Annotated in this window: 19 protein-coding genes; 10 read left to right on the top strand and 9 right to left on the bottom strand. The window is 66.1% G+C overall.

Annotated features, from left to right (window positions below; genetic code table 11):
- The first annotated feature begins 114 nt into the window (after positions 1-114).
- The gene (locus C448_RS06680) at positions 115-1,980 is read left to right on the top strand and encodes an FAD-binding protein (protein WP_004053045.1); all 1,866 of its coding nucleotides are present in this window, start codon (positions 115-117) and stop codon (positions 1,978-1,980) included.
- Between the two features lie 583 nt (positions 1,981-2,563).
- Here C448_RS06680 and phoU read toward each other — a convergent pair.
- A complete protein-coding gene (gene phoU / locus C448_RS06675; RefSeq protein WP_004053043.1) occupies positions 2,564-3,232 on the bottom strand; it encodes a phosphate signaling complex protein PhoU in 669 nt (222 codons plus the stop codon).
- Between the two features lie 232 nt (positions 3,233-3,464).
- Here phoU and C448_RS06670 point away from each other — a divergent pair, with 232 nt between their 5' ends.
- The 4 genes from C448_RS06670 to ggt all read left to right on the top strand — a co-directional run bounded on the left by C448_RS06670 (position 3,465) and on the right by ggt (position 9,816).
- Positions 3,465-4,460 carry a phosphate uptake regulator PhoU gene (locus C448_RS06670; protein WP_004053041.1) on the top strand — a complete coding sequence of 332 codons (996 nt, stop codon included), beginning with the start codon at positions 3,465-3,467 and terminating at the stop codon, positions 4,458-4,460.
- A 182-nt stretch (positions 4,461-4,642) separates the two neighbouring features.
- Positions 4,643-5,236 carry an AsnC family transcriptional regulator gene (locus C448_RS06665; protein ID WP_004053039.1) on the top strand — a complete coding sequence of 198 codons (594 nt, stop codon included), beginning with the start codon at positions 4,643-4,645 and terminating at the stop codon, positions 5,234-5,236.
- A gap of 100 nt (positions 5,237-5,336) precedes the next feature.
- Positions 5,337-7,973, top strand: coding sequence for a heavy metal translocating P-type ATPase (locus tag C448_RS06660; protein WP_004053037.1), 2,637 nt, complete (start codon positions 5,337-5,339; stop codon positions 7,971-7,973).
- Positions 7,974-8,136: 163 nt separating this feature from the next.
- Entirely contained in the window at positions 8,137-9,816 is a 1,680-nt protein-coding gene (gene ggt / locus C448_RS06655; RefSeq protein ID WP_193363115.1) for a gamma-glutamyltransferase, read from the top strand.
- A 20-nt stretch (positions 9,817-9,836) separates the two neighbouring features.
- Here ggt and C448_RS06650 read toward each other — a convergent pair whose 3' ends face one another.
- From C448_RS06650 to C448_RS06635, 4 genes are all read right to left on the bottom strand, one after another.
- Entirely contained in the window at positions 9,837-11,096 is a 1,260-nt protein-coding gene (locus tag C448_RS06650) for an OFA family MFS transporter (protein WP_004053033.1), read from the bottom strand.
- Between the two features lie 133 nt (positions 11,097-11,229).
- The gene (locus C448_RS06645; RefSeq protein ID WP_004053031.1) at positions 11,230-11,580 is read right to left on the bottom strand and encodes a nuclear transport factor 2 family protein; all 351 of its coding nucleotides are present in this window, start codon (positions 11,578-11,580) and stop codon (positions 11,230-11,232) included.
- A gap of 60 nt (positions 11,581-11,640) precedes the next feature.
- A complete protein-coding gene (locus C448_RS06640) occupies positions 11,641-12,831 on the bottom strand; it encodes an MFS transporter (RefSeq protein ID WP_049916129.1) in 1,191 nt (396 codons plus the stop codon).
- Positions 12,832-12,896: 65 nt separating this feature from the next.
- The gene (locus tag C448_RS06635; protein ID WP_004053028.1) at positions 12,897-13,874 is read right to left on the bottom strand and encodes an aldo/keto reductase; all 978 of its coding nucleotides are present in this window, start codon (positions 13,872-13,874) and stop codon (positions 12,897-12,899) included.
- A 103-nt stretch (positions 13,875-13,977) separates the two neighbouring features.
- Between C448_RS06635 and C448_RS06630 the strand changes: the two genes are divergently transcribed.
- Positions 13,978-14,421 (top strand): SRPBCC family protein, encoded by a 444-nt coding sequence (locus C448_RS06630; protein ID WP_004053025.1) that lies wholly within the window; start codon positions 13,978-13,980, stop codon positions 14,419-14,421.
- On the opposite strand, the gene C448_RS06625 is transcribed toward C448_RS06630, so the two are convergent.
- Entirely contained in the window at positions 14,411-14,644 is a 234-nt protein-coding gene (locus C448_RS06625) for a hypothetical protein (RefSeq protein WP_004053024.1), read from the bottom strand. The two genes, C448_RS06630 and C448_RS06625, sit on opposite strands and share 11 nt — an antisense overlap.
- 94 nt (positions 14,645-14,738) lie before the next feature.
- Between C448_RS06625 and C448_RS06620 the strand changes: the two genes are divergently transcribed.
- From C448_RS06620 to gltB, 3 genes are all read left to right on the top strand, one after another.
- Complete coding sequence (locus C448_RS06620; RefSeq protein WP_004053023.1) at positions 14,739-15,218, top strand: SRPBCC family protein; 480 nt, start codon at positions 14,739-14,741, stop codon at positions 15,216-15,218.
- 55 nt (positions 15,219-15,273) lie between these two features.
- Positions 15,274-16,731 carry a proline--tRNA ligase gene (gene proS, locus C448_RS06615; RefSeq protein ID WP_004053020.1) on the top strand — a complete coding sequence of 486 codons (1,458 nt, stop codon included), beginning with the start codon at positions 15,274-15,276 and terminating at the stop codon, positions 16,729-16,731.
- Between the two features lie 140 nt (positions 16,732-16,871).
- Positions 16,872-21,434 carry a glutamate synthase large subunit gene (gene gltB, locus C448_RS06610; RefSeq protein ID WP_049916122.1) on the top strand — a complete coding sequence of 1,521 codons (4,563 nt, stop codon included), beginning with the start codon at positions 16,872-16,874 and terminating at the stop codon, positions 21,432-21,434.
- Between the two features lie 18 nt (positions 21,435-21,452).
- On the opposite strand, the gene menE is transcribed toward gltB, so the two are convergent.
- From menE to C448_RS06595, 3 genes are read right to left on the bottom strand one after another with little or no spacing between them, the layout of a single operon-like run.
- On the bottom strand, positions 21,453-22,925 hold the full coding sequence (gene menE / locus C448_RS06605; protein WP_004053017.1) for an o-succinylbenzoate--CoA ligase: 1,473 nt from the start codon (positions 22,923-22,925) through the stop codon (positions 21,453-21,455).
- Positions 22,922-23,932 (bottom strand): o-succinylbenzoate synthase, encoded by a 1,011-nt coding sequence (menC, locus tag C448_RS06600; protein ID WP_004053013.1) that lies wholly within the window; start codon positions 23,930-23,932, stop codon positions 22,922-22,924. Before menC ends, menE begins: the two co-directional genes overlap by 4 nt.
- Positions 23,929-24,870 carry a 1,4-dihydroxy-2-naphthoate polyprenyltransferase gene (locus C448_RS06595; protein WP_004053012.1) on the bottom strand — a complete coding sequence of 314 codons (942 nt, stop codon included), beginning with the start codon at positions 24,868-24,870 and terminating at the stop codon, positions 23,929-23,931. The genes menC and C448_RS06595 overlap by 4 nt, the downstream gene beginning before the upstream one ends.
- Positions 24,871-25,237: 367 nt before the next feature.
- Here C448_RS06595 and C448_RS15490 point away from each other — a divergent pair.
- Positions 25,238-25,918: DUF4277 domain-containing protein (locus C448_RS15490; protein ID WP_004053011.1), on the top strand; the 681-nt coding region annotated here is incomplete at its 3' end.

Below are 25,918 nucleotides of genomic sequence, written 5' to 3'. Positions count from 1 at the left end.
TCGACCGCACAGGTCTCGAACCAGCCGGCGAATACGACATTTCTTGAGAAATTCCGGAACTCGACGCCGGGCATGAACAACCTCAAGTCCGGGTAGCCCTCATCACGAACAAGGATGCACGAACACGACGTCATCGTGGTCGGCGCGGGCGGGGCCGGCCTTCGGGCGGCGGTCGCGGCGAACGAGGAGGGTGCGGACGTCGCCCTCGTCTCGAAACTCCATCCCGTGCGGAGCCACACGGGGGCCGCCGAGGGCGGGATCAACGCCGTGCTCCGGGATGGCGACTCCTTCGAGAGCCACGCCGAGGACACGATGAAGGGCTCGGACTACCTGGGCGATGCACCCGCCATCGAGACGCTCTGCCATCAGAGCCCCAAGGAGACCGTCCAGCTCGAACACTGGGGGATGGCCTTCTCGCGGGACGACGACGGCCGGATGAGCCAGCGCCCGTTCGGTGGGCTCTCCTTCCCCCGGACGACCTACGCCGGCGCGGAGACCGGTCATCACCTGCTGCACACGATGTACGAGCAGGTCGTCAAACGAGGCATCACGGTCTACGACGAGTGGTACGTCTCCCGCCTCGCCGTGACCGACCACGCGGAGCCCGAGGACCGCGAGTGCCACGGTGTCGTCGCCTACGACGTTCAAACTGGGAAAGTCGACGCGTTCAAGGCCCGCAACGGCGTGATCCTCGCGACGGGTGGGCCGGGGCAGGTCTACGACCACACCACGAACGCCGTCGCCAACACCGGTGACGGGCCCGCGATGGCCTACCGGGCTGGCGTTCCCCTGGAGGACATGGAGTTCATCCAGTTCCACCCGACGACGCTGCCCTCCACAGGAGTATTGATTACCGAGGGTGTCCGCGGCGAGGGTGGGATCCTCTACAACGCCGAGGGTGAGCGCTTCATGTTCGAGGGTGGCTACGCCAAGAACGTCGGCGAGCTCGCTTCCCGCGACGTCGTGGCGCGGGCGGAGCTCACCGAGATCAACGAGGGCCGGGGCTTCGAGGACGACTATGTCCATCTCGATATGCGCCACCTCGGCGAGGAGCGCATCACCGATCGGCTCGAAAACATCATCCATCTCTCCGAGGATTTCGAGGGAGTAAACCCACTGGAGGACCCGATGCGCGTCAAGCCCGGCCAGCACTACGCGATGGGCGGCATCGAGGTCTCGGAGAACGGCGAGACCTGCATCGGCGGGCTGTACGCCGCCGGCGAGTGTGCCTGCGTCTCGGTCCACGGCTCGAATCGCCTGGGCGGGAACGCGCTGCCCGAACTCATCGTCTTCGGCGCACGCGCGGGTCGTCACGCCGCCGGTAAGGAGATGGAAACCGCCGAGATCGAGACGGGCCCCGCCGCGAGCATCGGTTCCGGCGATGTCGACACCCCCGTCTCGCCAGGATCGATCGACACCTCCGAGGACGGTGTGGCCGCCGACGGCGGGCAGGCCGGCGACGATCGTGCGACCGACGGCGGTGCGGTGGTCGGTATGGACGAGACCGTCGAGCGCGCGCTCGATCAGGAACAGGCGCGCATCGAGCATCTCCTGGAGAAGGACGAGGGCGTCCAGCACGCTGATATCCGCTCGAAGCTTCAGGAGTCGATGACCGAGAACGTGAACGTCTTCCGCAACGAGGAGGGGCTGAAGCAGGCGCTGCGCGACATCCGCGAGGCCCGCGAGGCCTATCAGGATGTCTACGTCAACGACCCTTCGCGCACGTTCAACACCGATCTCCAGCACACGATCGAGACCAGGAATCTCATCGATCTCGCCGAGGCGATCACGCTCTCGGCGCTCGCCCGCACCGAGTTCCGGGGTGCACACTGGCGCGAGGAGTATCAGGACCGCGACGACGAGAACTGGATCAAACACACGATGCTCGCGTGGAACGAGGGATCGCCCGATCTCTACTACGCGCCGGTCATTCTCGACGGTGAGGACAAGAGCTACGAGCCGAAAGAACGACACTACTAACGCCACCGTTTTCCGGTTGGGTTCGTGCTCCGGCGCTCAGCTTTCATCTTACAGGAGAGGATCAGATCACGCCTCAATCGTGGTGATGGGGTGCCGGCTGGAGAACATCACGTCGCAAGCCGGTTGGAAGCCCCTCGTCTCTGCGAACGTTTCATCGATCCTGATTCTCTGCTGTCGAATCGCTCGTGATTGCCCGCCCCTGGCGGATGAAGGGCGAGCGCGACCAGCGGGAGCGCGAGGGCTTCGGCGGAGGGTGCTGTTGCGGTTTTGCGGGCGGTCGCGGAGAGTGGTAGTGTCCGCGCGAACGAAGCGAGGTTCGACCGGAGGGAGAACCTCGGTAGCGAACGGTGAACGGAGTGAACCGTGAGCAGTGAGCGCGGTTCACTGCGAGCGCCGTCAGGCGCGAGCAGGGAGTTTTCAGCGTACTTTTTGCGAGTAGCGAGGGACCTCCGGTCCCTCGTACCATGCGAGCGGGCCATGCGCGGCGCGTAGCGCCGCGAGTTCGAGGCGGCTTCGCCGCCTCGCACGCCCGCGAGCAGAGAGTGGTGCGCGCGAAGCGCGAACCCGACGAAGTAAAAAGGTACTAGTAGATGAGCTCGTCGTCGTTGTCGACCATGTAGAGGGTGCGTGCGGAGATGTTGACAGCGTGGTCGCCGACGCGTTCGAGATCGCGGATCGTGAGCAGCAGGCGGGAGACGTCGGCCATGAGCTGGTCGGTGTCGGCGGGATCGAGCTCCGATTCGATGAGATCGCGGACGACGATCTCCGAGGCACGCTCACAGAGCGCGTCGAGTTCGTTGTCGCGCTCGTCGATGGCGTAGCAAGCGTCGGTGTCGTTCTCGTCGTAGGCCGTCATCGCCGTCTCGACCATCTCCTGTGTGATGCCCCCGATGCCCTGGATGTCGACCTCGGGGAAGACGTCGCGTTCGGCCTGCAGGGTGTATTTGCCGAGATTGGTGGCGAGATCGGCGACCCGTTCGAGATCGGTGATGATCTTGAACGAGGCGGCGATGAAGCGGAGATCGCCGGCGACGGGCTGCTGGAGGGCGAAGAGATCGATGCAGCTCCGTTCGAGATCGAGATACATCCGGTTGATCTCGTCGTCACCTTCGATTACTTCGTGTGCGAGGCGTTCGTCCTTCGTCGAGAGCGCTTCGAGCCCCATCCGGAGGCGTTCGAGCACGATCTCGCTCATGTAGAGGACGTCCTCGCGGAGGCTGTCGAGCTGCTCCTGATAGCTTTCGCGGGGCATGTCGACCCGTCGGACCGTCCACCTAATGTACCCTTCGCCGAAATCGCCGTTCACACGCCGATCGGCGACCGATTTCGGATGAATAACGATTTCAATAGCGAACTATGTACCGCTTCAGAGCCGCAGCGTACGATTGGCAGCGATCAGTGGACGAAAGTCCAGCTGATTGCAAAATCTCGAATTTACTATATAGAATACACGGATTTATTGTGCCGGCGTGGCGATCTGGCGTATGGAGACGCGCAAGGTGCAGGTCACGGGTGGCTCGACGTACACCGTTTCGTTACCGAAGGGCTGGGCGACCGCCCACGGCGTCGAGGCCGGCGGCGAGATCGAGTTCTATCCCGAGGAGGGATCGCTGTTGCTCGCGCCGCGTACCGAGACCGAGAACGCCGAGGGAACGCTCGACGTGACGGGGTTGAACGACGGCGAACTCACCCGCGCGGTCGTGACGATGTACGTCAGCGGGTTCGACGTCATTACGCTCGAAACCGCGAGCGTCGATGCCGCCCAGCGCCGGACCATCCGGGAGACCGCTCAGGGGCTGGTGGGGCTCGAAATCATCGAGGAGACGGCTGAACACGTGAGCTTGCAGGATCTCCTCGATTCGGCGGAGCTGTCGATCCACAACGCCGTCACCCGGATGCGGCTGGTCGCGCTCACCATGCTCGACGACGCCGTGACGGCGCTGCGGACGGGCAACGAGGATCTGGCGGCCGACGTCATCGAACGCGACGACGACGTCGATCGGCTCTGGTATATGACCTCGCGCGTCTTCCGCGGCGCGCTTCGCCACCCGAGCGCAGCGTCCGACATCGGCCTGCCGCGCGAGACGTGTTTCGATTATCACACGAGCGCGCGCCAGCTCGAACGGGTTGGCGACCACGCGACCAAGATCGCCGATCTCGCGGGCGCGCTCGACGGCGTTCCCGACGACGCGGGCGAGGCGCTCGGGACGCTTCACAGCGACGCCGCGGCGGTCGTCGAGACGGCGATGGATGCGCTACTCACCGAGGATTCGGACGAGGCCGTCGAACTGGCCAACGAGGCGATGGCGGGCATCGAGACGGTCGACGAGCGTGCCCGCGAGGTGGATGACCTACTGCGAACGCTCGACCCCCAGCGCGTCAAACGGCTTGGCCTCGTCGCGGACTCGCTGTCGCGCAGCGCCGACTACGGTGGCAATATCGCCGAAACGGCGCTCCAAAAGGCCGCGCCGCGCCCGTAGGCAACAATAGGCCCGAAAGCACTGCGGACCCCGATGTGATCCGGTTCGTTTCCCTCCTTCTCCTCCTCGTTCATCCTGTCTTTCGACACCGACTGCGAATCGATGGTTGGTCGGTCGACAAACCGTCGATTCCAAACCGACCGGTCGGAAGGACCTTTGTCCATCGCACCCGTTCGGTCGGTATGCGCGATCTCGACGAGACCGATCTCGAACTGCTCGAACTGTTGCTGAGCGACGCGCGCCGGCCCTGGAGCGAGCTCGCCGAGGTCGTCGGCCTCTCGGCACCGGCGGTCGCCGACCGTGTCGAACGACTCCAGGAACGCGGCGTTCTCCGTCGGTTCACGGTCGATATCGACCGCTCGCAGCTTGGTGGCGGCGTTCCCGTGTTGCTCACGCTATCGGTAGCTTCGGAGGGATTCGAAGACGTTCGCGAGACGCTGCTCAACGCCGAAGCCGTCGAGTACGTGTTCACGACCGCCGAGGGCGACCTCCTCTGCTATGCGCGCATCGCAGACGGTGACGTTCCGTTCTGGCTCTCGCGGACGATCGAGACCGATCGCATCGCCGACTACGAGGTCCAATTGCTCACCGACGCCGAATGGCGACCCTCGACCGGCGGCACGGAGTTCGCGCTCACGTGTGCCGAGTGTGGCAACACGGTGACCAGCGAGGGCGTCGCGACCCGGATCGACGGCGATCTCTATCAGTTCTGCTGTCCCTCCTGCGAGGCGCGCTTCGAGGAGCAGTACGAGCAGTTCGAGGAAGGTGCTGCGTGATCGACTGAAACGATCGTTTTGGAACCGAAAGTCCGCCGGCGGGAATCTTCCTCGATCGTAACGGAAACCACGTTAAACGAGTATCGCGTAGCTACAACCGATGAGTAACCGAACCGCCCGACTCGACGTTCGGGGCATGAGCTGTGCGACGTGCGCCCAGTCGATAACGGAATCCGTGGAGGAACTCGTGGGGGTGAGCGAGGCGACCGTCAACTACGCGACCGACGAGGGAACCGTCGACTACGATCCCGACGCGGTGGGGCTTGCCGAGATCTACGCCGCGGTCGACGACGCCGGCTACGAGGCGGTGAGCAGCTCGACGTCGATCGCTATCACCGACATGTCGTGTGCGAACTGCGCCGAGACCAACCAGGAGGCGCTCGAAGCCGTGCCGGGCGTGCTTGCGGCGGAAGTCAACTACGCGACCGACGAGGCGACTGTCGAATACAACCCTGCCGACACCGACCGTGAGGACCTCTACGCGGCGATCGAGGACGCCGGCTACTCGCCCGTGCGCGACGACGGTAGCGGTGAGTCCGAACAGGAGCAGCGCGATGCCGCCCGTGAGGGCGAGATCCGCCGCCAGCTCCGGCTCACCCTGTTTGGCGCGGCGCTGTCGCTCCCGCTGATCGCGTTCATGGTCGAGAAGCTGCTGCTGGGCGGCGGCGCGCTCCCCGAGACGATCTTCGGCGTCGATTTCGGCTGGATCGAGTTCCTGCTCGCGACGCCCGTCCAGCTCGTGCTCGGGCGACCGTTCTACGAGAACGCGTACAACGCGCTCGTCAAGAATCGAACGGCGAACATGGACGTGCTGATCGCGCTCGGCTCCTCGACGGCCTACGTCTACTCGGTCGTCGTCCTGCTCGGGCTGCTCGCGGGCAGTCTCTACTTCGACACCGCCGCGCTGATCCTCGTGTTCATCACGTTCGGCAACTATCTCGAAGCCCGCTCGAAGGGCCAGGCCGGCGCGGCGCTCCAGCAGCTCCTGGAGATGGAGGCCGATACCGCGACGATCGTCGACGAGGACGGCAACGAAGAGGAAATCGCCCTCGACGAGGTCGATGTCGGTGACCGGATGAAGATCCGACCCGGCGAGAAGGTTCCCACGGACGGGACCGTCGTTTCGGGCCAGTCGGCGGTCGACGAGTCGATGGTCACCGGCGAGTCGGTGCCCGTCGAGAAGGGCGAGGGCGACGAGGTGGTCGGCTCGACGATCAACGAGAACGGCCTGCTGATCGTCGAGGCGACGAAGGTCGGCGCGGACACGGCGCTCCAGCAGATCGTTCAGACTGTGAAAGAGGCCCAGTCGCGCCAGCCCGACATCCAGAACCTCGCCGACCGCATCTCGTCGTATTTCGTCCCGATCGTGATCGCGAACGCGCTGCTGTGGGGCGTCGTCTGGTATCTGTTCCCCGAAGCGTTCGCCGGCTTCGTCGACTGGCTCCCGCTGTGGGGGCTCGTCGCTGGCGGACCCGCGATCGCCGGCGGCACGGTCTCGGTCTTCGAGTTCGCCGTGGTCGTGTTCGCCTCCGCAGTCCTGATCGCCTGTCCTTGCGCACTCGGGCTCGCGACCCCAGCAGCGACGATGGTCGGCACCTCGATCGGCGCGAAAAACGGCGTCCTGTTCAAGGGCGGCGATGTCCTCGAACGCGCCAAAGACGTCGACACGGTCGTCTTCGACAAGACCGGGACGCTCACTGAGGGCGAGATGGAGTTGACCGACGTCGTCCCGCTCGACGGTCGCTCCACCGACGGCGGCACCGAGACGGCGGCCGACGGGGGTACGCAGGCGATCGGTGGCGATCCGGAACCCGCCACCGATGAAATCGACGAGGAAACCGTGCTCCGGGCCGCCGCGAGTGCCGAATCCGGCAGCGAACACCCGCTCGCGCAGGCGATCGTCGAAGGGGCCCAAGAGCGTGGCATCGACCTTGCCGACCCCGAGGGGTTCGAGAACGTTCCCGGACAGGGCGTGCGCGCGACAGTTGATGGCGAGGAGGTGCTCGTCGGCAACCGGACGCTGCTGCGCGAGGCCGACATCGATCCCGAACCCGCCGTCGAGACGCTCGAACGGCTCGAAGGCGAGGGCAAGACGGCGATGCTGGTCGCACGCGTGCCCGCCGGCACGAGCGACGGCCGTCTCCTGGGCGTCGTGGCCGACGCCGACACGGTGAAGGAGAGCGCCAAAGAGGCGGTAGCGGCGCTGCAGGATCGTGACGTCACGACCCGGATGATCACCGGCGACAACGAACGGACGGCCGAGGCGGTTGCCGAGGCGGTCGGCATCGATCCTGACAACGTCCGTGCGGGCGTGCTCCCCGAGGACAAATCCGATGCGATCGACGACATCCAGCAGGATGGACGGCGGGCGATGATGGTCGGCGACGGCGTCAACGACGCGCCAGCGCTCGCGACCGCCTACGTCGGCACGGCGATCGGTTCGGGGACCGACGTGGCCATTGAGGCCGCCGACGTCACGCTGATGCGCGACGATCCGCTCGACGTGGTGAAGGCGATCCGCATCAGCGACGGGACGCTCCGGAAGATCAAGCAGAACCTCTTCTGGGCGCTCGGCTACAACACGGCGATGATCCCGCTCGCCTCGCTCGGGCTGCTCCAGCCCGCGCTCGCCGCCGCGGCGATGGCGTTTTCGTCGGTGTCGGTGCTCTCGAACAGCCTGCTGTTCCGGAACTACACCCCCGATCACGACTACGAACTGCTCGGGTTCCTTCGATAACCCGACGGTTCGTATCGGTACTGTGAATCGAATTCGTGCTCCGGTCTCCGCCCGTGATTTCTGACTACAGCGCCGATAGTCATCGCAGCAACCGTGACGAAATGGGCGTTCGACACCACCGTCGGATAGCCATCTTTAGGTGGATAGGATGGTGAGCGAACACATGCCGAATCCCGATCTGGATCGGTTCACCTCACGTCGTTCGACCGTCTACGCGAACGATGGTATCGTCGCCACCAGCCAACCGCTCGCCGCCGAGGCCGGCGTCGAACTCCTTCGGGATGGTGGCAACGCCTTCGACGCCGCCGTGGCAGTCGCCGCCGCGCTCAACGTCGTCGAGCCGATGAGCACCGGACTGGGTGGCGACACGTTCGCACTCTATCGGACCGCCGACGGCGAGGTCGGCTCGATGCGGGCCTGTGGCGGCGCGCCGGCCGATGCGACCATCGAGAACGTTCGCCAGTCCGTGCGCGATCACGAGGAGTCGGCGTCGTGGTATCCCGAAAACCGCGGCTATGCGGTCGATAGCAGCGACGACTCCGACGACCTCAGCATGCCGTTTCTCGGCCCGCACGCCGTCACGGTGCCGGGCAGCGCGCGCGGCTGGGAGGCGACCGTCGAGCGCTACGGCCGGCGCTCGCTCGGCGATACACTCCAGCCCGCGATCCGCTACGCGACCGATGGCTACCCCGTCTCGGAGGTCATCGCCCACGAGTGGCAGGCCGCAGAGAATTTGTTCACCGACAGCCACGCCGTCGACGCCTATCTCAACGACGGCGCTGCCCCCGCAGCCGGCGAGCAGATTCGCCTCCCACGCCTCGGCGAGAGCCTCGCAACGATCGCCGAGCGGGGTGCGGACGCGTTCTACGAGGGTGAGATCGCCGACGCGATCGTCGACGAGATCCAGGGGAAGGGCGGCTTCCTCTCGCATGCAGATCTCGCGGCGTTCGAAGTCGAGTTCCCCGACCCGGTCTCGACGCGCTATCACGGTGCGGAGGTGTACGAACTCCCGCCGAACAATCAGGGACTCATCGCGCTCGAAGCGCTCAACATCGCCGAGGAGATCGACGCCGGCGCACAGCCGCTGGAGTCGCCCGAGCGCGTCCACTACTTCGCCGAAGCGATGAAGCGTGCCTTTCACGATGGCCATCGATACATCACCGATCCCGACCACGTGGACGTGCCGCCGCTCGCCTCACGAGAGTGGGCCACGCGACGCGCGACGGACATCGGCGCGGCCGCGAGCGATGTGAGTTTCGGGGTGCCCGACAGCCACGCCGAGGACGCCGATACCGTTCTGGTCTCCGTTGCCGACGGCGAGGGCAACGTCGTCTCGCTCATCAACTCGCTGTTCGCCGGTTTCGGCTCCAGTCTCGTCGCCAACGGAACGGGGATCACCCTCCAGAACCGTGGTGCCTCGTTCTCGCTCGATCCCGAGCATCCGAACAGCCTCGCGCCGGGCAAGCGTCCGTTCCACACGCTCATCCCCGGCGTCGTCGATTTCGCGCCCGAGGAAAGCAAGGACGATTGGGCGGCCTTCGGCGTCATGGGTGGGTTCATGCAGCCTCAAGGCCACGTGCAGGTGATCTCGAATCTCGTCGATCACGATCTTCCCCTCCAGGCGGCGCTCGATCGCCCACGCTGGCGCTACCGCGAGGACGGATCACTCGCCGTCGAAGGTCGTATCGGTGGCCATCTCGCGACGAAACTCGCTCGCATGGGTCACGACGTGCGCATCGACACGCCGACGCAGTTCGGTGGCGCACAGATCGCGCGAAACAACGAGGGTACCCTTTCGGGCGCGACCGAACCGCGAAAGGACGGCACGGTCGCCGGCTACTGACGCGCTCTCAGCGTATTTTGTCAGGATCGGCCGGGCGGTCTGAGCGCGAACGCGCCGATGCCCGCCAGCAGCGAGAGCCCGCCGCCGATGAGGAACGTCGTCGACCAGCCGACGATGGTGATGAGGAAGCCGGCGACGACGCCACCGAGGGTGCCGCCAGCGACCTTCCCCATGTAGACCAGCGCGTAGTTGCTCGACGAGTTCGTCTGTCCGTAGTAGTCGCCGACGATGCTTGGAAAGAGCGCGAACTGCGGGCTCCAGAAGAACGTGGTGACGATCACGGCGGCGACGAAGCCGATGCCGGAGCCGAGCTGAGCGAACCAGACGAGCGCGAACAGTCCGACACCGGTGAGGATCGCCGACGCGAGGATGGCGCGCCGGCGTGAAAACCGATCCGAGATGCCGCCGACGACGACGCGGCTGAGGCCGCCGACGAGCGCGAGGATCGTCGCCGAGGCGGTGGCGACCGTCGCCGCGAGACCGAACTGCTGGGCGAACGAGACGACCTTCGCCGTCAGCATCAGCCCGGCCGTGTTGACGAACGCGAACATGACGAGCAGATCCCAGAACTGCCAGGTACGTAGCATCTCGCGCCAGGTGTAGTCGTTTCCCGAGTGTGCAGCTGTCGCGGCCTGCCCGCCGTCGGTTCGTCCCGGAAGCCAGTCGGTTGGCGGGTCGCGGAGCACGACCGCGCCGACGAGGATGCCGACACCGATGAGCAGCCCCATGTTGCGAACCACCGCGGAGTAGCCGCCGACGGTCGTGTTCGCACGGACGTAGGGGATGAACGCGGCGCTGCCGGCGGCAAAGGCCATCGTGCCGATGCCCGTGGTGAGCCCGCGCCGGTCGGGGAACCACTTGAGCGCGGTGTTGATCGAGACGGTGTAGACGATGCCGACGCCGATCGCACCGAGCGAGTAGAGCACGTAGACCTGCCAGAGTTCGGTCGCGTAGGCGAGACCGAAATAGCCGCCGCCGGCGAGCACGCCGGCGAGCAGGCTGATGCGGCGCGGGCCGTGGCTGTCACGCCACGTCCCGACGGGGAACTGTGAGATCGATTGGAAGGCGACGAACAGGGTAAACACGAGCCCGAGCGCCGACAGCTGGAGATCCAGATCGGCCGCCAGCGGCCCCTCGATCGACGACCAGACGTACTGGTAGGGACTGATGAGTGCCATCATCACCGCGGCAGCGGCGATCTGCCACCAGCGCGAGTAGCCGAGCGCTTCGCGTGCGCGGGCGCTATAGTCGACGTCGCTCGATTCGGCCGCGGACGACATCAGTCCGCCGACCGCCCGACGGCGGGACGATCGAACGGAGCACTACTGACCGTGTGAGAACGATGCATACGGTTGCTCGGTCTCGATTCGGAATAAATCTGCTGAAACGGAAATTCCCGTACAGAACACCGATTCAGACCTCGTCGCGGTCGGTGAAGGTGTATCGTCGCGCGATCGCTCCGTCTTCGAACTCGTGGATATCGGCGAAACCGAACCCGACGCGCTCGCCGTTCTGCCGACCGGAGAACGAACCCCGTACGGCGACCGTATCGCCATCGACGACCACGTCGTGGACCTCGTGGGAGCCGTCGTCGAGCGGGCGACCCTCCTCGTAGAAGGTCCGCAGCGCGTCGCGGCCCTCGATGGCGTCCTGGCCGGGGCGCTCGTAGCTGACGTCATCGGCGAACAGCGCGACGAGGTCGTCGTAGTTCTCGGCGTCGACGAGTTCGTAGTACCGCCGGACCACGGTTTCGGGATCGGCCATGCGTCGGCTACCGCTTCCAACGGGAAACGTTCTCGGGACGGACGGCCGATCGTCGGGCTCTCAGGCGGAGTCGTGATCACCGAGCAACACGCTCCGCGGAACATCGAGGCGGACGAGCAGCGGGAGCGTCACGATCACGACGCCGGCTTCGAGCGCCGCGGCGGCGAAAAAGGCCGCGCCGAAGCCGAAACTGTCGGCGATCGCGCCGCCGCCGACGGTGCCGACGAGGAAGCCGAGGCTGCCGAAGACGTTGAACCCGCCCATCGCCGTGCCGCGGTCGGTCGCGAGGTCGGTGACGAGCGCCATCGTCGCCGGGGCGACGAGTGCGCCAGCGACGCCGAGAAGAACCATCGTCGCGCCGGCGATCTCGACCGTCGGGGCGAGATAGACGGCGAGCACCGCGCCGCCGTAGAGTACCGATCCGGCGACGACGGGGAGCAGGCGGCCGATCCGGTCGGAGAGCCGGCCCATCGGGTACTGGCCGAGCGCGAACGGCGCGAAGAACAGTCCGAGCACGAGCCCCGCCGTGCCGGCATCGAGGCCGAAGGTTTGCCTGAAGTAGAGCGTGCCGACGAGCGCGAAGAACCCTGCGGTAAAGCGGTCGGCGAAGCCGAACAGGTAGGGCAGCCCGAGCGCCGGGCGATCGGTGAGCCCCGAGAGCGCCGCCCCGATGCCGCCTCGCCGGCTCTCGACCGTACGATCCGACAGTCGCACTGCGAGCAGCGCGACGAGGCAGAGCAGACCGGCGGCGACGACCAGCGGGACGAGCGGGCCCACGGCCGAGAGCTGGCCGCCGAGCGGTGCGCCGAGTGCCGTTCCCGAGCCGATGGCGATGCCCGCCGCACCCATGTTCCGGCCGTGCCCGCCCTCCATGTCCATCAGCATCGTTATCGACAGCGAGAACGCTCCGATGGTGAAACTCCCCTCGACGAAGCGGACGAGGAGCATCGTCGTGAAGCCGATCTCGGTGAACCACGCGAGCCCGACCAGGAGCGCGTAGCTCGCCACGCCGCCGAGCGCGCCGGCGACGATGAACCGGGTTCGGCGGCCGCCGGCATCGCTCAGCGCGCCCCAGACGCCGGCGAAAAGGACGAAACCCGCGTACTCGGCAGCGAGAAACCACGTGCTCGCGTCGAGCGTCGTCTGCGCACCGAGTGCAGCGACGAGCTCCGGCACGCCAGGATAGAGTGCCACCTGCCCGAACATGACGGCGAAGATCATCGCCGCGAGCGTGGCACGGTCGGTGTTCACGGCGGTCGTACGGTCGAGACGCGGATAAAGCGACTGGAACGCCATCGCACGACGGGCTGCACGGCTCAGTCGTGGCCCGAGACGGGTACCGGTTCGTAGGGCTCTTCGAGATATTCTTGGTCGCTCTCCGACAGCGAGATGTCGAGCGCTGCGACGGCCTGTTCCAGGTGTTCGATGCTCGTCGTACCGACGATCGGCGCGTCGACCCACTCCTTGTGCAGCAGCCACGCGAGCGAGATCTGCGCCATCGTGACGTCCTTTTCGTCGGCGAGTTCCTGGACGCGCTCGTTGATCTCCCGCCCGCCGCCCGCGCGGTAGGGATGCTCGTAGAGGTGTTCCTCGCTCGCGCCGCGGTCGGTCGCGCCGATCTCCTCGTGCGGACGAGTGAGGTAGCCGCGCGCGAGCGGGCTCCACGGCATGACGCCGATGCCCTCCTTCTCGGTGAGCGGGAGCATCTCGCGCTCTTCCTCGCGATAGACGAGATTGTAGTGGTTCTGCATCGTCACGAACCGTTCGAGGGTCTCCACTCGGCTCGTGTGCAGCGCGTCGGCGAACTGGTGGGCCCACATCGACGAGCCGCCGATATATCTGGCTTTCCCCCGGCGCACCGCGTCGTCGAGTGCGCCGAGCGTCTCGTCGATCGGCGTGTTCTCGTCCCAGCGGTGGGTCTGGTAGAGGTCGATCGTGTCCATTCCGAGCCTGTCGAGGCTGTTATCGAGTTCTTGCTCGATGGCCTTTCTGGAGTGTCCGCCGGCGTTCGGATTGTCTTCGTCCATCGGATGATAGACCTTCGTGGCGACGACCGGCCAGTCGCGATCGTAGCCCGCGAGCGCGTTGCCGAGCACGCGCTCTGATTCGCCGAGCGAGTACATGTTCGCTGTGTCGAAGAAGTTGATGCCGAGGTCGATCGCGCGCTCGATGATCTCGTGGCTCTCCTCTTCTTCGAGCACCCAGTCACGCCACTCCGAGCTGCCGAAGCTCATACAGCCGAGACAGAGCCGACTGACCTCCATGCCCGTGTCACCGAGGGTCGTGTATTCCATAGCATGTCATCGGCGGCCGCTGGGAAAAGTCGTAGCATCGACCCGAGATCAACGTCGCCGTCATCGACCCACGGTATATGCTGCCCGAACTCCGACACGTGTCGTGAACCCAGCCATCGAGCGTACGCCCGACGGCCGTCGGCTCGTGATTTCGCAACCTATCGACGCGCCCGCCGAGACCGTTTGGTCGATCCTCACCGATACCGACCGCTGGCCCGAGTGGGGACCGTCGATCGCGGCCGTCGACTGTCCCGACCGATTCATCCATGAGGGATCGCGTGGCCACGTCGAAACCGTGGGTCCCGGCGCACTACTCCCGAGTCTGCCGGACAGCGGACTACGGGTTCCGTTTCGCGTTACGAGCTGCGCCGATCGTCGGTGGACGTGGCGCGTCGCCGGCGTTCCGGCGACCGGCCATCGGGTCGAACCTGTGGGAGAGAACTGTCGAGCGGCGTTCGAGATCCCGTTGCCTGCGGCGGCGTACGCACCCGTCTGTCGGCGGGCGCTGGTCGCGATCGAACGACTCGCCGGCGACGCTACTGGCTGACGAGTACGTCGCTGACCGGTCGGAGATCTTCTTTCAGTCCTGTGCCGTCGCAGTCGTCGTTCGGACAGTCGTATCGCCAACCGTCCGTCGTCGCATACCGCTCGGCGAAGCGCTCGCCACATACCTCACACACCAACTGTGCGTCCGAGCAGACGTCGCGGTGGAGTTCGAGTTCGAGCTCGCTGCTAAAGGTCCGCTTGCAGTTCCTGCAGGTCCGGGTCATACTTGCTGATTCTCAGTCGCGGGATATATGCGTGCCGCTTTTTTCGCCGTTGCCCGTCCGCGGGAGTTTTGCCCGCGCGGGGCGAAGAATGGCTATGGCCACCTACGAGCGCGAGACGTACCTGCGCGCGCCCTTCGAGGACGTCTGGGAGTTCCACTCGGCGACCACTGGGTTGACGGCGGTCACACCACGGTTCATGAACCTCCGAGTGGAGGCCTCGCGCGGCCCGGACGGTGAACCCGACCCCGACATCTTGAAAGAGGGCTCCGAGATCGACCTCTCGATGCGCCCGTTCGGTGTCGGCCCGCGACAGGGCTGGACCTCCCGGATCGTCGAGCGACGGCGCGACGGCGATGCCGGGCTGTTCCGGGATACGATGCACGACGGCCCGTTCGAGCGCTGGGTCCACACCCACAGTTTCTACGCCGACGCCGGCGGGACGATCCTCCGTGATCGTGTGGAGTACCGACTCCCCTGTGGCGAGCTCGGCCGCCTCGCCGAACCCTTTGGCGACATCGGTTTCGAGCCGATGTTCCGCTATCGCCACCGCGAGACCAAACGCAGACTGGAATAGCTCCGACGCCTGTGCGAATCGTACCGTGTTTAACCCAGCGGACGGATCGGTATCTATGAGCGACCCACAACAGGACCTCGGGATCACCGAATCGAAGGAACACAGCCCCGGCGAGTGGTACGCCGAACTCGTCCAGAAGGCGGGGCTCGCCGACTACGCGCCGATGGGGGGGTTCATCGTCACTCGTCCCCGTGGCTACGCCCTCTGGGAGGGAATCCAGGACCATCTCGACGGCTGGTTCAAGGACACGGGCGTCCAGAACAGCTACTTCCCGATGTTCATCCCCGAGAGCTATCTCGAACGGGAAAAGGAGATCGTCGAGGGGTTCGACCCCGAGGTCGCGTGGGTGACGGAGGCGGGCAACGACGAGCTCGACGAGCGCCTCGCGGTCCGCCCGACCAGCGAGTCGATCATCACGCCGTTCATGAGCCAGTGGATCCGGAGCCACCGCGACCTCCCGATGCGGCTCAACCAGTGGTGTTCGGTGGTCCGCTGGGAGGCGACGGACACGAAACCGTTCTTCCGCACCAAGGAGTTCCTCTGGCAAGAGGGTCACACCGCCCACCGCGACGGCGAGAGCGCGTGGGAGGAGACGATGCTCCGACTGGAGCAGTACCGCCGCCTCCACGAAGAGGTGCTCGCGATCCCGGTTCTGGAGGGTCGCAAACCGGAACACGACAAGTTCCCCGGGGCCGAGACGACGACCGCCGTGCAGTCGCTGATGCCCGACGGGAAATCGCTCCAGGCGGCGACGAGTCACTACCTGGGCGACGGATTCGCCGAGGCGTTCGACGTGACCTACGTCGACGAGGACGAGAACGAACACGTCGCCCACACTGCCTCGTGGGGCCTCTCCTGGCGCGCGCTCGGCGGGATGGTCATGACCCATTCGGACGATCAGGGGCTCGTGCTCCCGCCCGCGATCGCGCCCGAACAGGTCGTCGTCGTGCCCATCTGGCAGGAGGACACCCAGGAGGAGGTGCTCGACTACGCCGCCGAGCTCGCGGCGGAGCTCGATGAAGCCGGTCTGCGGGTCGAACTCGACGACCGCGACGGGCGCAACCCCGGCTTCAAGTTCAACGAATGGGAGCTCAACGGCGTTCCGCTGCGCATCGAGATCGGGCCGAACGAGGTCGAGGACGAGGAGGCGACGCTCGTCCACCGCCCGGACGGCGAATCGATCGTCGAGACACGGGACGAGATCGCCGAAACGGTCGAGGACCATCTCGACACCGTCTACGCGAAACTGTACGCCGCCGCCGAGGATGAGTTGGAGGAGAACGTCCGCGAGGCCGAGAGCCGCAACGAGCTGCTCGGTACGATCGGCCAACACGGTGGCTACGTCAAGACCGCCTGGTGTGGCGAGGAAGGCTGCGAGACCGAGATCAAAGACGAGATCGCCGCCGAGATCGTGATGGTCCCGCTCGACGAGGACGAGGGGCCGATCGACGACACGTGTGCGATCTGTGGCGACGACGCGACCGAGACGGCCTACTTCGCCAAATCCTACTGAGGAGTTCCACCAATTCGTCTCCTCTCTCTTTCGGCGCTAACGACCCGCAACGACACGCACTGTCGCCCTTATTTGGTATTAGCACACATTTAGTCCTTCAGGGTTAACCTCTTATACATGACCGGAAGACTCGGGTGCAGATGGTTAACACACACCCCTCTGGAGAGCAGTCGGCGGCCACGGGACTGGCCGATCCGTCCGAGCAGCGCGCGAACTGCGGCGTCGGGGTCGTCATGGACCTCGACGGGGAGGGGGGCCACTCGGTCGTCGCCGATGGGCTCGACCTCCTCTCGAACCTCGAACATCGCGGCACGACCGGCGCGGAGGAGAACACCGGTGACGGTGCGGGTGTCATGCTCCAGACGCCCCACGACTTTTTCGCCGACGAACTCCCGATCGACCTTCCCGAGATCTATGCCGTCGGATCGCTGTTCTTCCCGCAGGACGACGCCGAGCGCGAGGCGCTCCAGGAACTCGTCGCCGACGCACTCGCCGAGCACGGTCTCTCGGTCGCCCACTGGCGGGCGGTCCCGACGGACAACGCGGAGCTGGGCCGGACGGCGATCGATTCCGAACCCACGGTCTCTCAGGCGATCGTCGTCCCCGAGGACGACCTCGCTACCGACGAGTTCGACACGCGGCTCTACGTCGGTCGTCGGACGGTCGAAAAGCGCGTCGCCAAGCGTGCGCCCGCGGGCCACGAGCGGTTCTACGTCTGCTCGCTCGACCGCCAGACGCTCGTCTACAAGGGGCTGCTGAAGGGCGACCAGCTCGGCGGCTACTACCCCGACCTTCGGGACTCGCGGCTCGCCTCGACGTTCGTCATGGTCCACGCGCGGTTTTCGACCAACACGCTCGGCGCGTGGCATCTCGCCCATCCCTACCGCCGGACGATCCACAACGGCGAGATCAACACGATTCAGGGCAACGTCAACTGGATGCGCGCCCGCGAGACCGATATCGAGACCGACGAGTTCGACGTCGATGCGGTCAGGCCGGTGATCGCCGACACCGAGCAGTCCGACACCGCGAGCGTCGACAACGCGCTCGAACTCCTCCTGGAATCGGGTCGCGAGCTCCCGCACGCGCTCAGGCTGCTGATCCCGGAGGCGTTCCGCGGCGACGAACACGAGATGAGCGACGAGCGCCGTGCGTTCTACGATTTCCATGCCTCACTGTCCGAACCGTGGGACGGGCCGGCGTTGGTGGCGGCGACAGACGGCGAACGGGTCGGCGCGGTGCTCGATCGCAACGGCTTCCGGCCCTGTCGCTACGACGTGACGACCGATGGACAGCTCGTGATGGCCTCCGAAACCGGGGCGCTCGATCTCGACCCGGCGAACGTCGCCGAGCGTGGTCGTCTCGAACCCGGCCAGCTGTTCCTCGCCGATCCCGAGGAAGGACGCGTTCTGCCTGACGAGGAAGTGTTCGGGGAGCTGACCGACGAGGACTACGGCGAGTGGATCGACGAGGAGCAGGTCGATCTCGCCGGGCTCGTCGACGCGACAGGTGATCGTCGAGGGGGCTCGAAGCACGAGAACGACATCGATCTCCGCAGTCGACAAGCGCTCTACGGCTACACACATGACGAGCTCGACAACTTGCTCGAACCGATGGCGACCAAGGGAAAGGATCCGGTCGGTTCGATGGGCGACGACACACCCCTTTCGGTGCTCTCGCAGTTCAATCGCCCGCTGTTCAGCTACTTCAAGCAGCTGTTCGCGCAGGTGACGAACCCGCCGCTCGACTACATCCGCGAGGAGCTGGTAACGTCGCTCGAAACGCGCCTCGGCCACCAGCGCAATCTGCTCGCCGAGTCGCCGGCCCACGCCCGCCAGCTCGTCGCCGACTCGCCCGTTCTCTCGAACGACGAGACGGCAGCGATCAGAGGGATGGGCGGCGAGGCAGCCAACGAAATGAAGAGCCGAGTTGTCGACATCACCTACGACGTCGACGGCGACCTCGAATCGGCCGTCGAGCGCGTGCGACGCGAGGCGACCGCAGCCGCCGACGAGAACGATATCCTGATTCTCTCGGATCGGGCGGCGAGCGACGAGCGAGTACCGATCCCGTCGTTGCTGGCGACCGGTGCCGTCCACCATCACCTGGTGCGCAACGGCCGCCGCAACCGCGTCGAACTCGTCGTCGAATCGGCCGATCCGCGTACCGTTCACCACGTCGCGGCGCTGATCGGCTACGGTGCGGGTGCGGTCAACCCCTATCTCGCCTACCGGACGATCGCAGATCTCACGCGTGGCGCGGACGGTGCCGATCGCGATGCGGCCGTCGCGGCCTACCGGGGTGCGCTCGAAGACGGTCTCCTGAAGACCATGTCGAAGATGGGGATCTCCACAGTCCAAAGCTACCAGGGTGCCCAGATCTTCGAGGCAGTCGGATTGGATTCCGATTTCGTCGCCGACTACTTCGAGGGGACGACCGCCCGCACGGAGGGTATCGGCCTCGCGGAGATCGAAGATGATCTCGAAGACCGCCACGCGGTCGCGTTCGGCGACCAGCCCGATATCGAACGGCAGGGCGAGTACGAACACCGCTCGGATGGGATCTTCCACGAGTGGAACCCGCAAACCGTCGGCACGCTCCAGCAGGCCGTCAGACAGGGCGACTACGAGCAGTACGGGGAGTTCGCCCGCCTGATGAACGAGCAGAACGAGCAGCTCCAGACGCTGCGTGGTCTGCTCGAATTCGACAGCGAGCGCGAGTCGATTCCAGTAGGGGAGGTCGAACCGATCCACGAAATCGTCGAGCGGTTCTCGACGGCAGCGATGAGCCTCGGCAGTCTCTCGCCGGAGATGCACGAGACGAACGCGATCGCGATGAACAGGCTGGGCGCGAAATCGAACACCGGCGAGGGTGGCGAGCCGCCAGCACGGTTCGACACCGAAAAAGAGTGTCCGGTCAAGCAGGTCGCGTCGGGTCGGTTCGGCGTCACTTCGGAGTATCTCACATCGGCCGACGAGATACAGATCAAGATGGCCCAGGGCTCCAAACCCGGTGAGGGCGGCCATCTCCCCGGGAAGAAGGTCAACGAGATGATCGCCCACGTCAGATACGCGACGCCGGGCGTGGGCCTCATCTCGCCGCCGCCACTGCACGACATCTACTCGATCGAGGATCTGAAGCAGCTGATTCACGATCTGAAGGCGGCGAACCCCGAGGCGGACGTCAACGTGAAACTCGTCTCGGAGGCGGGCATCGGCACGATCGCGGCGGGCGTGGCGAAGGCCAACGCCGACGTCGTCCACATCTCGGGCCACTCGGGAGGCACGGGCGCGAGCCCGCGCACCTCGATCAAGAACGCCGGGCTTCCCTGGGAGCTCGGACTGGCCGAGGCGAACCAGCTGCTCCGCGAGACCCGACTCCGCTCGCGCATCCGGGTCTCGGCCGACGGCGGGATGAAGACCGGTCGTGACGTGGCCGTCGCGGCGCTCCTGGGTGCCGAGGAGTACGTGTTCGGGACCGCCTCCCTCGTCACCTCGGGCTGCGTGATGGCCCGGCAGTGCCACGAAAACACCTGTCCGGTCGGCGTCGCCACCCAGCGCGAGGAGCTCAGGGACCGGTTCCCCGGCGAACCCGAACACGTCGTCAACTACATGACGTTCATCGCACAGGAACTCCGCGAGATCATGGCCGAGCTCGGCTTCGCAACGGTCGAGGAGATGATCGGCCGGCCCGAGTTCCTGAGCCAGCGCGAGGACGTCGCCAACGAGAAGGCCAGGAAGCTCGATCTCTCATCGATGCTCGCCGAGCCGCGCAGCGACGGCGAGCCGGGCACCGAACGCACGAAGGTACGGGAACAGACCCACGAGATCGACGAGCAGCTGGACCACGAGCTGATCGCCGACGCCGAGGCGGCGATCCAGGATGGAAAACCCGTCTCGCTCAGTCGGGAGATCTCGAACGCCGATCGCGCGGTCGGCGCGCTGCTCTCCCATCACATTTCCCGCGAGCACGGCGGTGACGGTCTCGCCGAGGATTCCATAACCGTGGACTTCGACGGGACTGCCGGCCAGAGCTTCGGGGCCTTTCTCGCCGCGGGCGTAACGATGCATCTGACCGGGACCGCCAACGACTACGTGGGCAAGGGGCTCTCGAGCGGCAAACTCGTCGTGAACACGCCGCCGACCGCGCCCTACGAACCCGGGGCGAACAGTCTCATCGGCAACGTCGCCCTCTACGGCGCGACCGAGGGCGAGGTGTACGTCAACGGAAAGGCCGGCGAGCGGTTCGCGGTGCGCAACTCCGGGGTAAAGGGTGTCGTCGAGTCGGTCGGCGACCACGGTTGCGAGTACATGACCGGGGGAGCGATCGCGGTGCTCGGCGAGACGGGCAAGAACTTCGCGGCCGGCATGAGCGGCGGCGTCGCGTACGTGCTCGACAGGGCGGGCGAGTTCGAATCGCGCGTCAACCACGGCATGGTGCGGACGACCGCCGAACTCGACGAGAAGGACGAGCGGATGCTCCGCCGGCTGGTCGAAAACCACGTCACCTACACCGGTTCCGACAGAGGACAGTCCGTTCTCGACAACTGGGACGAGGAGCTGGCGGACTTCGTGAAGGTGATGCCCGAGGCCTACGCCGACGTCATCGACGAGCGCGAGGGCGCGGACGTACGGACACGGCCGCCCACCGCGGCAGCGCTCGACACCGACGGCCGGCCGGTCGCGGAAGGCGGTGCTGACTGAGAGCCACGACCGACCCGATCAGTCGCTGGCGTCCAAGAGCTGCTCTCGAACCGCCGCACGCTCGACGGTGCCCGAAGCGGTGCGGGGGAGTTCGTCGGCGAACGCGATCGTCCGTGGGAGTTTGAAGCCGGCGAGGCGCTCGCGGCAGTAATCTCGAACCATCTCCGCGTCGGCAACATCGCCGACGACGAGCGCGCCGACGCGCTCGCCCCAGTCTGAATCGGGGAGACCGACCACGCCGGCGTCGTCGATGGCCGGATGGGACCGGAGCATGCGGGCGATCTCTCCGGGTGCGACGAGTTCCCCACCTGTCGAGATCATCTCGTCGCGCCGCCCCGTCACCCAGAGCCGTCCGCCAGCGTCGCGATGGCCGACGTCGCCGGTGTGAAAGCCACGGTCGGAGAACGCCCGCGCGGTCGCGTCGGGATCGTTGTAGTAGCCCGCGAACACCGTCGGGCCAGACACGACGAGTTCGCCCGTTTCGCCGGTATCGACGGGTTTCCCGTCGCCGTCGAGAACCGAGAGATCGGTGCTCAGGAGTGGGCGACCGACCGTACCGGTGTGGGCGAACGCCTCCTGGGGACGGGCGGTGGCGACCTGCGAGGCCGTCTCGGTCATGCCGTAGGTGGGGTGGACGGGAACGCCCCGCTCCTCGCAGCGCTCGATGAGTTCTTCCGAGGCGGGCGCACCGCCCAAGAGGACGAACCGGAGCGAGTCGGCGAGCGACCCTGCATCGAGCAGCCGGCGGAGCATCGTCGGCACGAGCGAGATCCCGGTGCAGTCGAACCGTTCGAGCGCGCCGAGCGTCGTCTCGGCATCGAATTCGCCCGAAACGACGACGGCCGTCCCGTAGAGCGCGGAGCGAACGATCGGCGCGAGCCCGCCCATGTGGTAGACCGCGAGCGGGTCGAACCAGCGGTCGTCGGGCGTGATGCCGAGCCGGAACGCCGAGGCGACGGCGCTCGCACGGAGATTTTCGGTCGTGAGCACGACGAGCTTCGGCTCGCCGGTCGTCCCCGACGTGGCGAGCATGACCGCCGGCTCGTCGGCCTCGCGCGAGGCAGGCGCGAACTCCGCCGGCGAAACGCTGTCGAGAGCGGTGATCGCCGCATGCTCCGTGTCGTCGACGGAGGCGATCGGAACGTCCGCCGAGAGCCCGACGGCGGTGTCGGCGGTGTCCGCCCCGCAGACGAGCGTCGTGAGCTCAGCACGCTCGACGTGACTGTCGAGTTCGGCGGGCGTGAGACGCGTGTTCAAGGGAACGAGCACGCAGCCGAGGCGCGCGGCCGCGTGGACGAGGACGACCGTCGCGGGCCGGGTTTCGAGCAGGCAGCCGAGATGCTTGCCCGCGACCCCGAGCGCCGCGAGCCGGCCGGCGACCTGCTCGACGCGCTCGTCGAGGTCGCGGTACGTCCACTCCCTTCCCCCGATCCCGACGAGCGCGGTCGCGTCGGGCGAGGCCTGTACGCGCCGGGCAAGCACGTCGGTCATCCGTCCTCCAGTGGCGCGTTGCCCGGTTCCTGTGGCACGCGCGCACGACCATCGATGATCGGTGCCGGATCCGGAACGAGGTCCTCGGCGAGCCGATCGGCGGTCGCGAGCCCGGCCGCCGGCGGGTCGGGGAGACTCGCCGCGACGTGGACGGCCCCCGTCCGTGCGAGCGCGCCGTCGATCGTCGTCGTGAGCACCGCCTCGCAGCCGGCCGCGCGGGCAGCAAGTACGGCCGTCCGCGCGCGATCCGGCCCGCCGAGCGCCATCGGTTTCACTATCAGAACGTCCGCGGCGTCGGCGGCGAGAACGCGCTCGACGGAGTGGGTCGCGAGCGATTCGTCGAGCGCGATCGGCAGCCGTCCCCGGAGATCCGTGTGGCCGGCGAGGTCGTCCGCGGGAAGGGGCTGTTCGACGTACGCGAGCCCTGCGTCGGCGAACCCGTCGAACGCTGCGCGTGCTGTCTCGCGATCCCACGCGCCGTTCGCGTCCGCACGGAGCTCGACGTCTTCGCCGATCGCGTTTCGGACGGCGGCGACGCGCTCTATGTCCTCCGCGACCGCCCGCGCCCCGACCTTGATCTTGAGAGTCTCGAACCCCCGTTCGACGGCCGCGGTGGCTTCGGCGACGGTTTCGTCGGCCGAGCCGTCGCCGATCGTCGCGTTCACCGGGATCTCGTTCATTGGATCACCGCCGAGATGGCGGTAGAGCGGGAGATCGGCGGCACGCGAGCGAGCATCGGCAAGCGCGAGCGCGAGCCCGTGGCGGGCAGCCGGCGTTCCGTCGAGCGTGTCAAGGGCTGCCGACCAATCGTCGATGTCGCGCGCACGATCGAGCGCCGTCCGGCACTCGTCGAGTGATTCCGTCCAGCCGGGCAGCGGTGTCGCCTCGCCGACGCCTCGGACCCCGTCGTGGTCGATCGTGACGAGGAAACCCTCCCTTGTATCGATCGTACCCCTGGCGGTCGAGAGCGGGCTCGCGAGCGCCAGCGAGAACGGCTCGATCCTCATAGCAGCCCCGGTAGCGCGAGTCCGAGCGCGAAGAGCACGGAGTGGGCCGCGAGCAGTTTGCCCACCCGTTCGAGCGCGGGGTTGAGCGCGTCGCCGTCGGTTTTGGTCAGCACGGTCGTGGCAATCGAGGCGGCGTACGGCAATGTGAGCAGCGGTGCGAGCACGAGCGCGCCGGAGCCGGTGAGCCAGAAGACGACGGGGATCACGTAGGCCATTCCCGTCATGAGGAGGAACTCGACGCGACTCCAGCGGTAGCCGAGGAGCACCGCGAGCGAGCGCTTGCCCGCCGCCATGTCGGTCTCGCGATCGCGCAGGTTGTTGACGATCAGGATGTTCGTCGAGAGGCCAGCGGCGGGCAGGCTCGCCACGACGGCCGCGAGCGGCAGCGTGTCGGGTGGGAGCCAGAGCGGGAACGAGCGCGCGAGAGCCGCGGCCTGCACGTAGTAGGTGCCGCTGACGGCGACCAGCCCGAAGAAGACGAACACGAAGAGGTCGCCGAGGCCGTACCAGCCGTAGGGGTAGGGACCGCCGGTGTAGAGGATCCCCGCGGCGACGCTCGACAGCCCGATGATCACGATCGGCAGGCCGCCGACGAAGACCAGATAGCTCCCGAGAACGATGGCGAGCGCGAACGTGGCGATCATCGCGCGCCGGACCTCGCTCGCCCCGATGAGGCCCGATTGGGTGACTCTCGTGAACCCGTCGCGATCCTCGGAGTCGACGCCGGATTTGGCGTCGTAGTAGTCGTTCGCGAAGTTCGTTCCGATCTGGATGAGCAGCGCGCCGACGAGCGCCGCGAGCGCCGGTAGCGGTGCGAACACGTCCATCGAGACGGCGAGACCGGTGCCGACGAACACCGGCGCGGCGGCCGCCGGCAGCGTCTGCGGTCGCGCGGCCATCAGCCACGCACGACCGCGCGAGACCTCCTGTGTACTCATTTTTGGAAAATCAGGCAGCCGGGAGCGTTAACGTTGGGGTACGGATCGGCGACGACACCGACCAAACACCCATCCCCATTGTCGTTGGAGAAACAGTCAAAACTTCTATATGTGTATGTTTCATGGTGTGAAACATACGTCAGTGCTTGAAACGTTGGTCAGGGAGTAAGTATCCCACTTTCAGTACCTCGTCTAGATTGACGACGTTATTTTCTGCTGATGATTAGGGTGAGCTTCTTGAGGCACACAGACAAACTCACGNCCCACTTTCAGTACCTCGTCTAGATTGACGACGTTATTTTCTGCTGATGATTAGGGTGAGCTTCTTGAGGCACACAGACAAACTCACGGCACCGTGAGTTCGTCTGTGAAAATCCTCGCACCAGGTCCTCTTCCGGTCATTTGTGCCGTCTGCAAGGAAAGCGGTCTCATTGCTGTTCTCAACGAGGAGCTGGACTGGGACGAACAACGCTCTCAGCTCTCGCCTGGTCTGCGGCTCATGGCGTTGATCACGAACTGTCTGACCCGAGGGCAGCCGATGTATCGGCTGCCTGAATTCTTCCACGATACCGACACAGAGAACCTCTTTGGCGGAGGAATCTCACCTGAAGATCTGAACGACCACACGCTTGGACGAGCACTCGATAAGCTTTCTGACGCCGACCCAGGCACGGTCCTCGGGACCGTGCTGGTCGAAGCCGCTGCTCGCGAAGACGTTTCTACTGACGTGGTTCACGCCGATACCACTTCTTTCTCCGTCCACGGGCTCTACGAAACTGACGAAGACGCTGACGAGACGCTCTCTATCACGCATGGCTACAGCAAAGACCATCGGCCTGATCTCAAGCANGAAACTGACGAAGACGCTGACGAGACGCTCTCTATCACGCATGGCTACAGCAAAGACCATCGGCCTGATCTCAAGCAATTCCAAGTCGGTCTCGGTGTCAACCGAGCCGGCGTTCCCGTCGTCGGAGATATCCTCGACGGGAACACCTCTGACACCGCCTGGAACACTGACCTCATCGGTCGGCTCCGTCAGCGGCTC

The organism is Halococcus morrhuae DSM 1307 (assembly GCF_000336695.1).
Classification (GTDB): domain Archaea; phylum Halobacteriota; class Halobacteria; order Halobacteriales; family Halococcaceae; genus Halococcus; species Halococcus morrhuae.
Note: the sequence above shows the minus strand (reverse complement) of the source record. Positions and strands in the feature narration are given on the sequence as shown.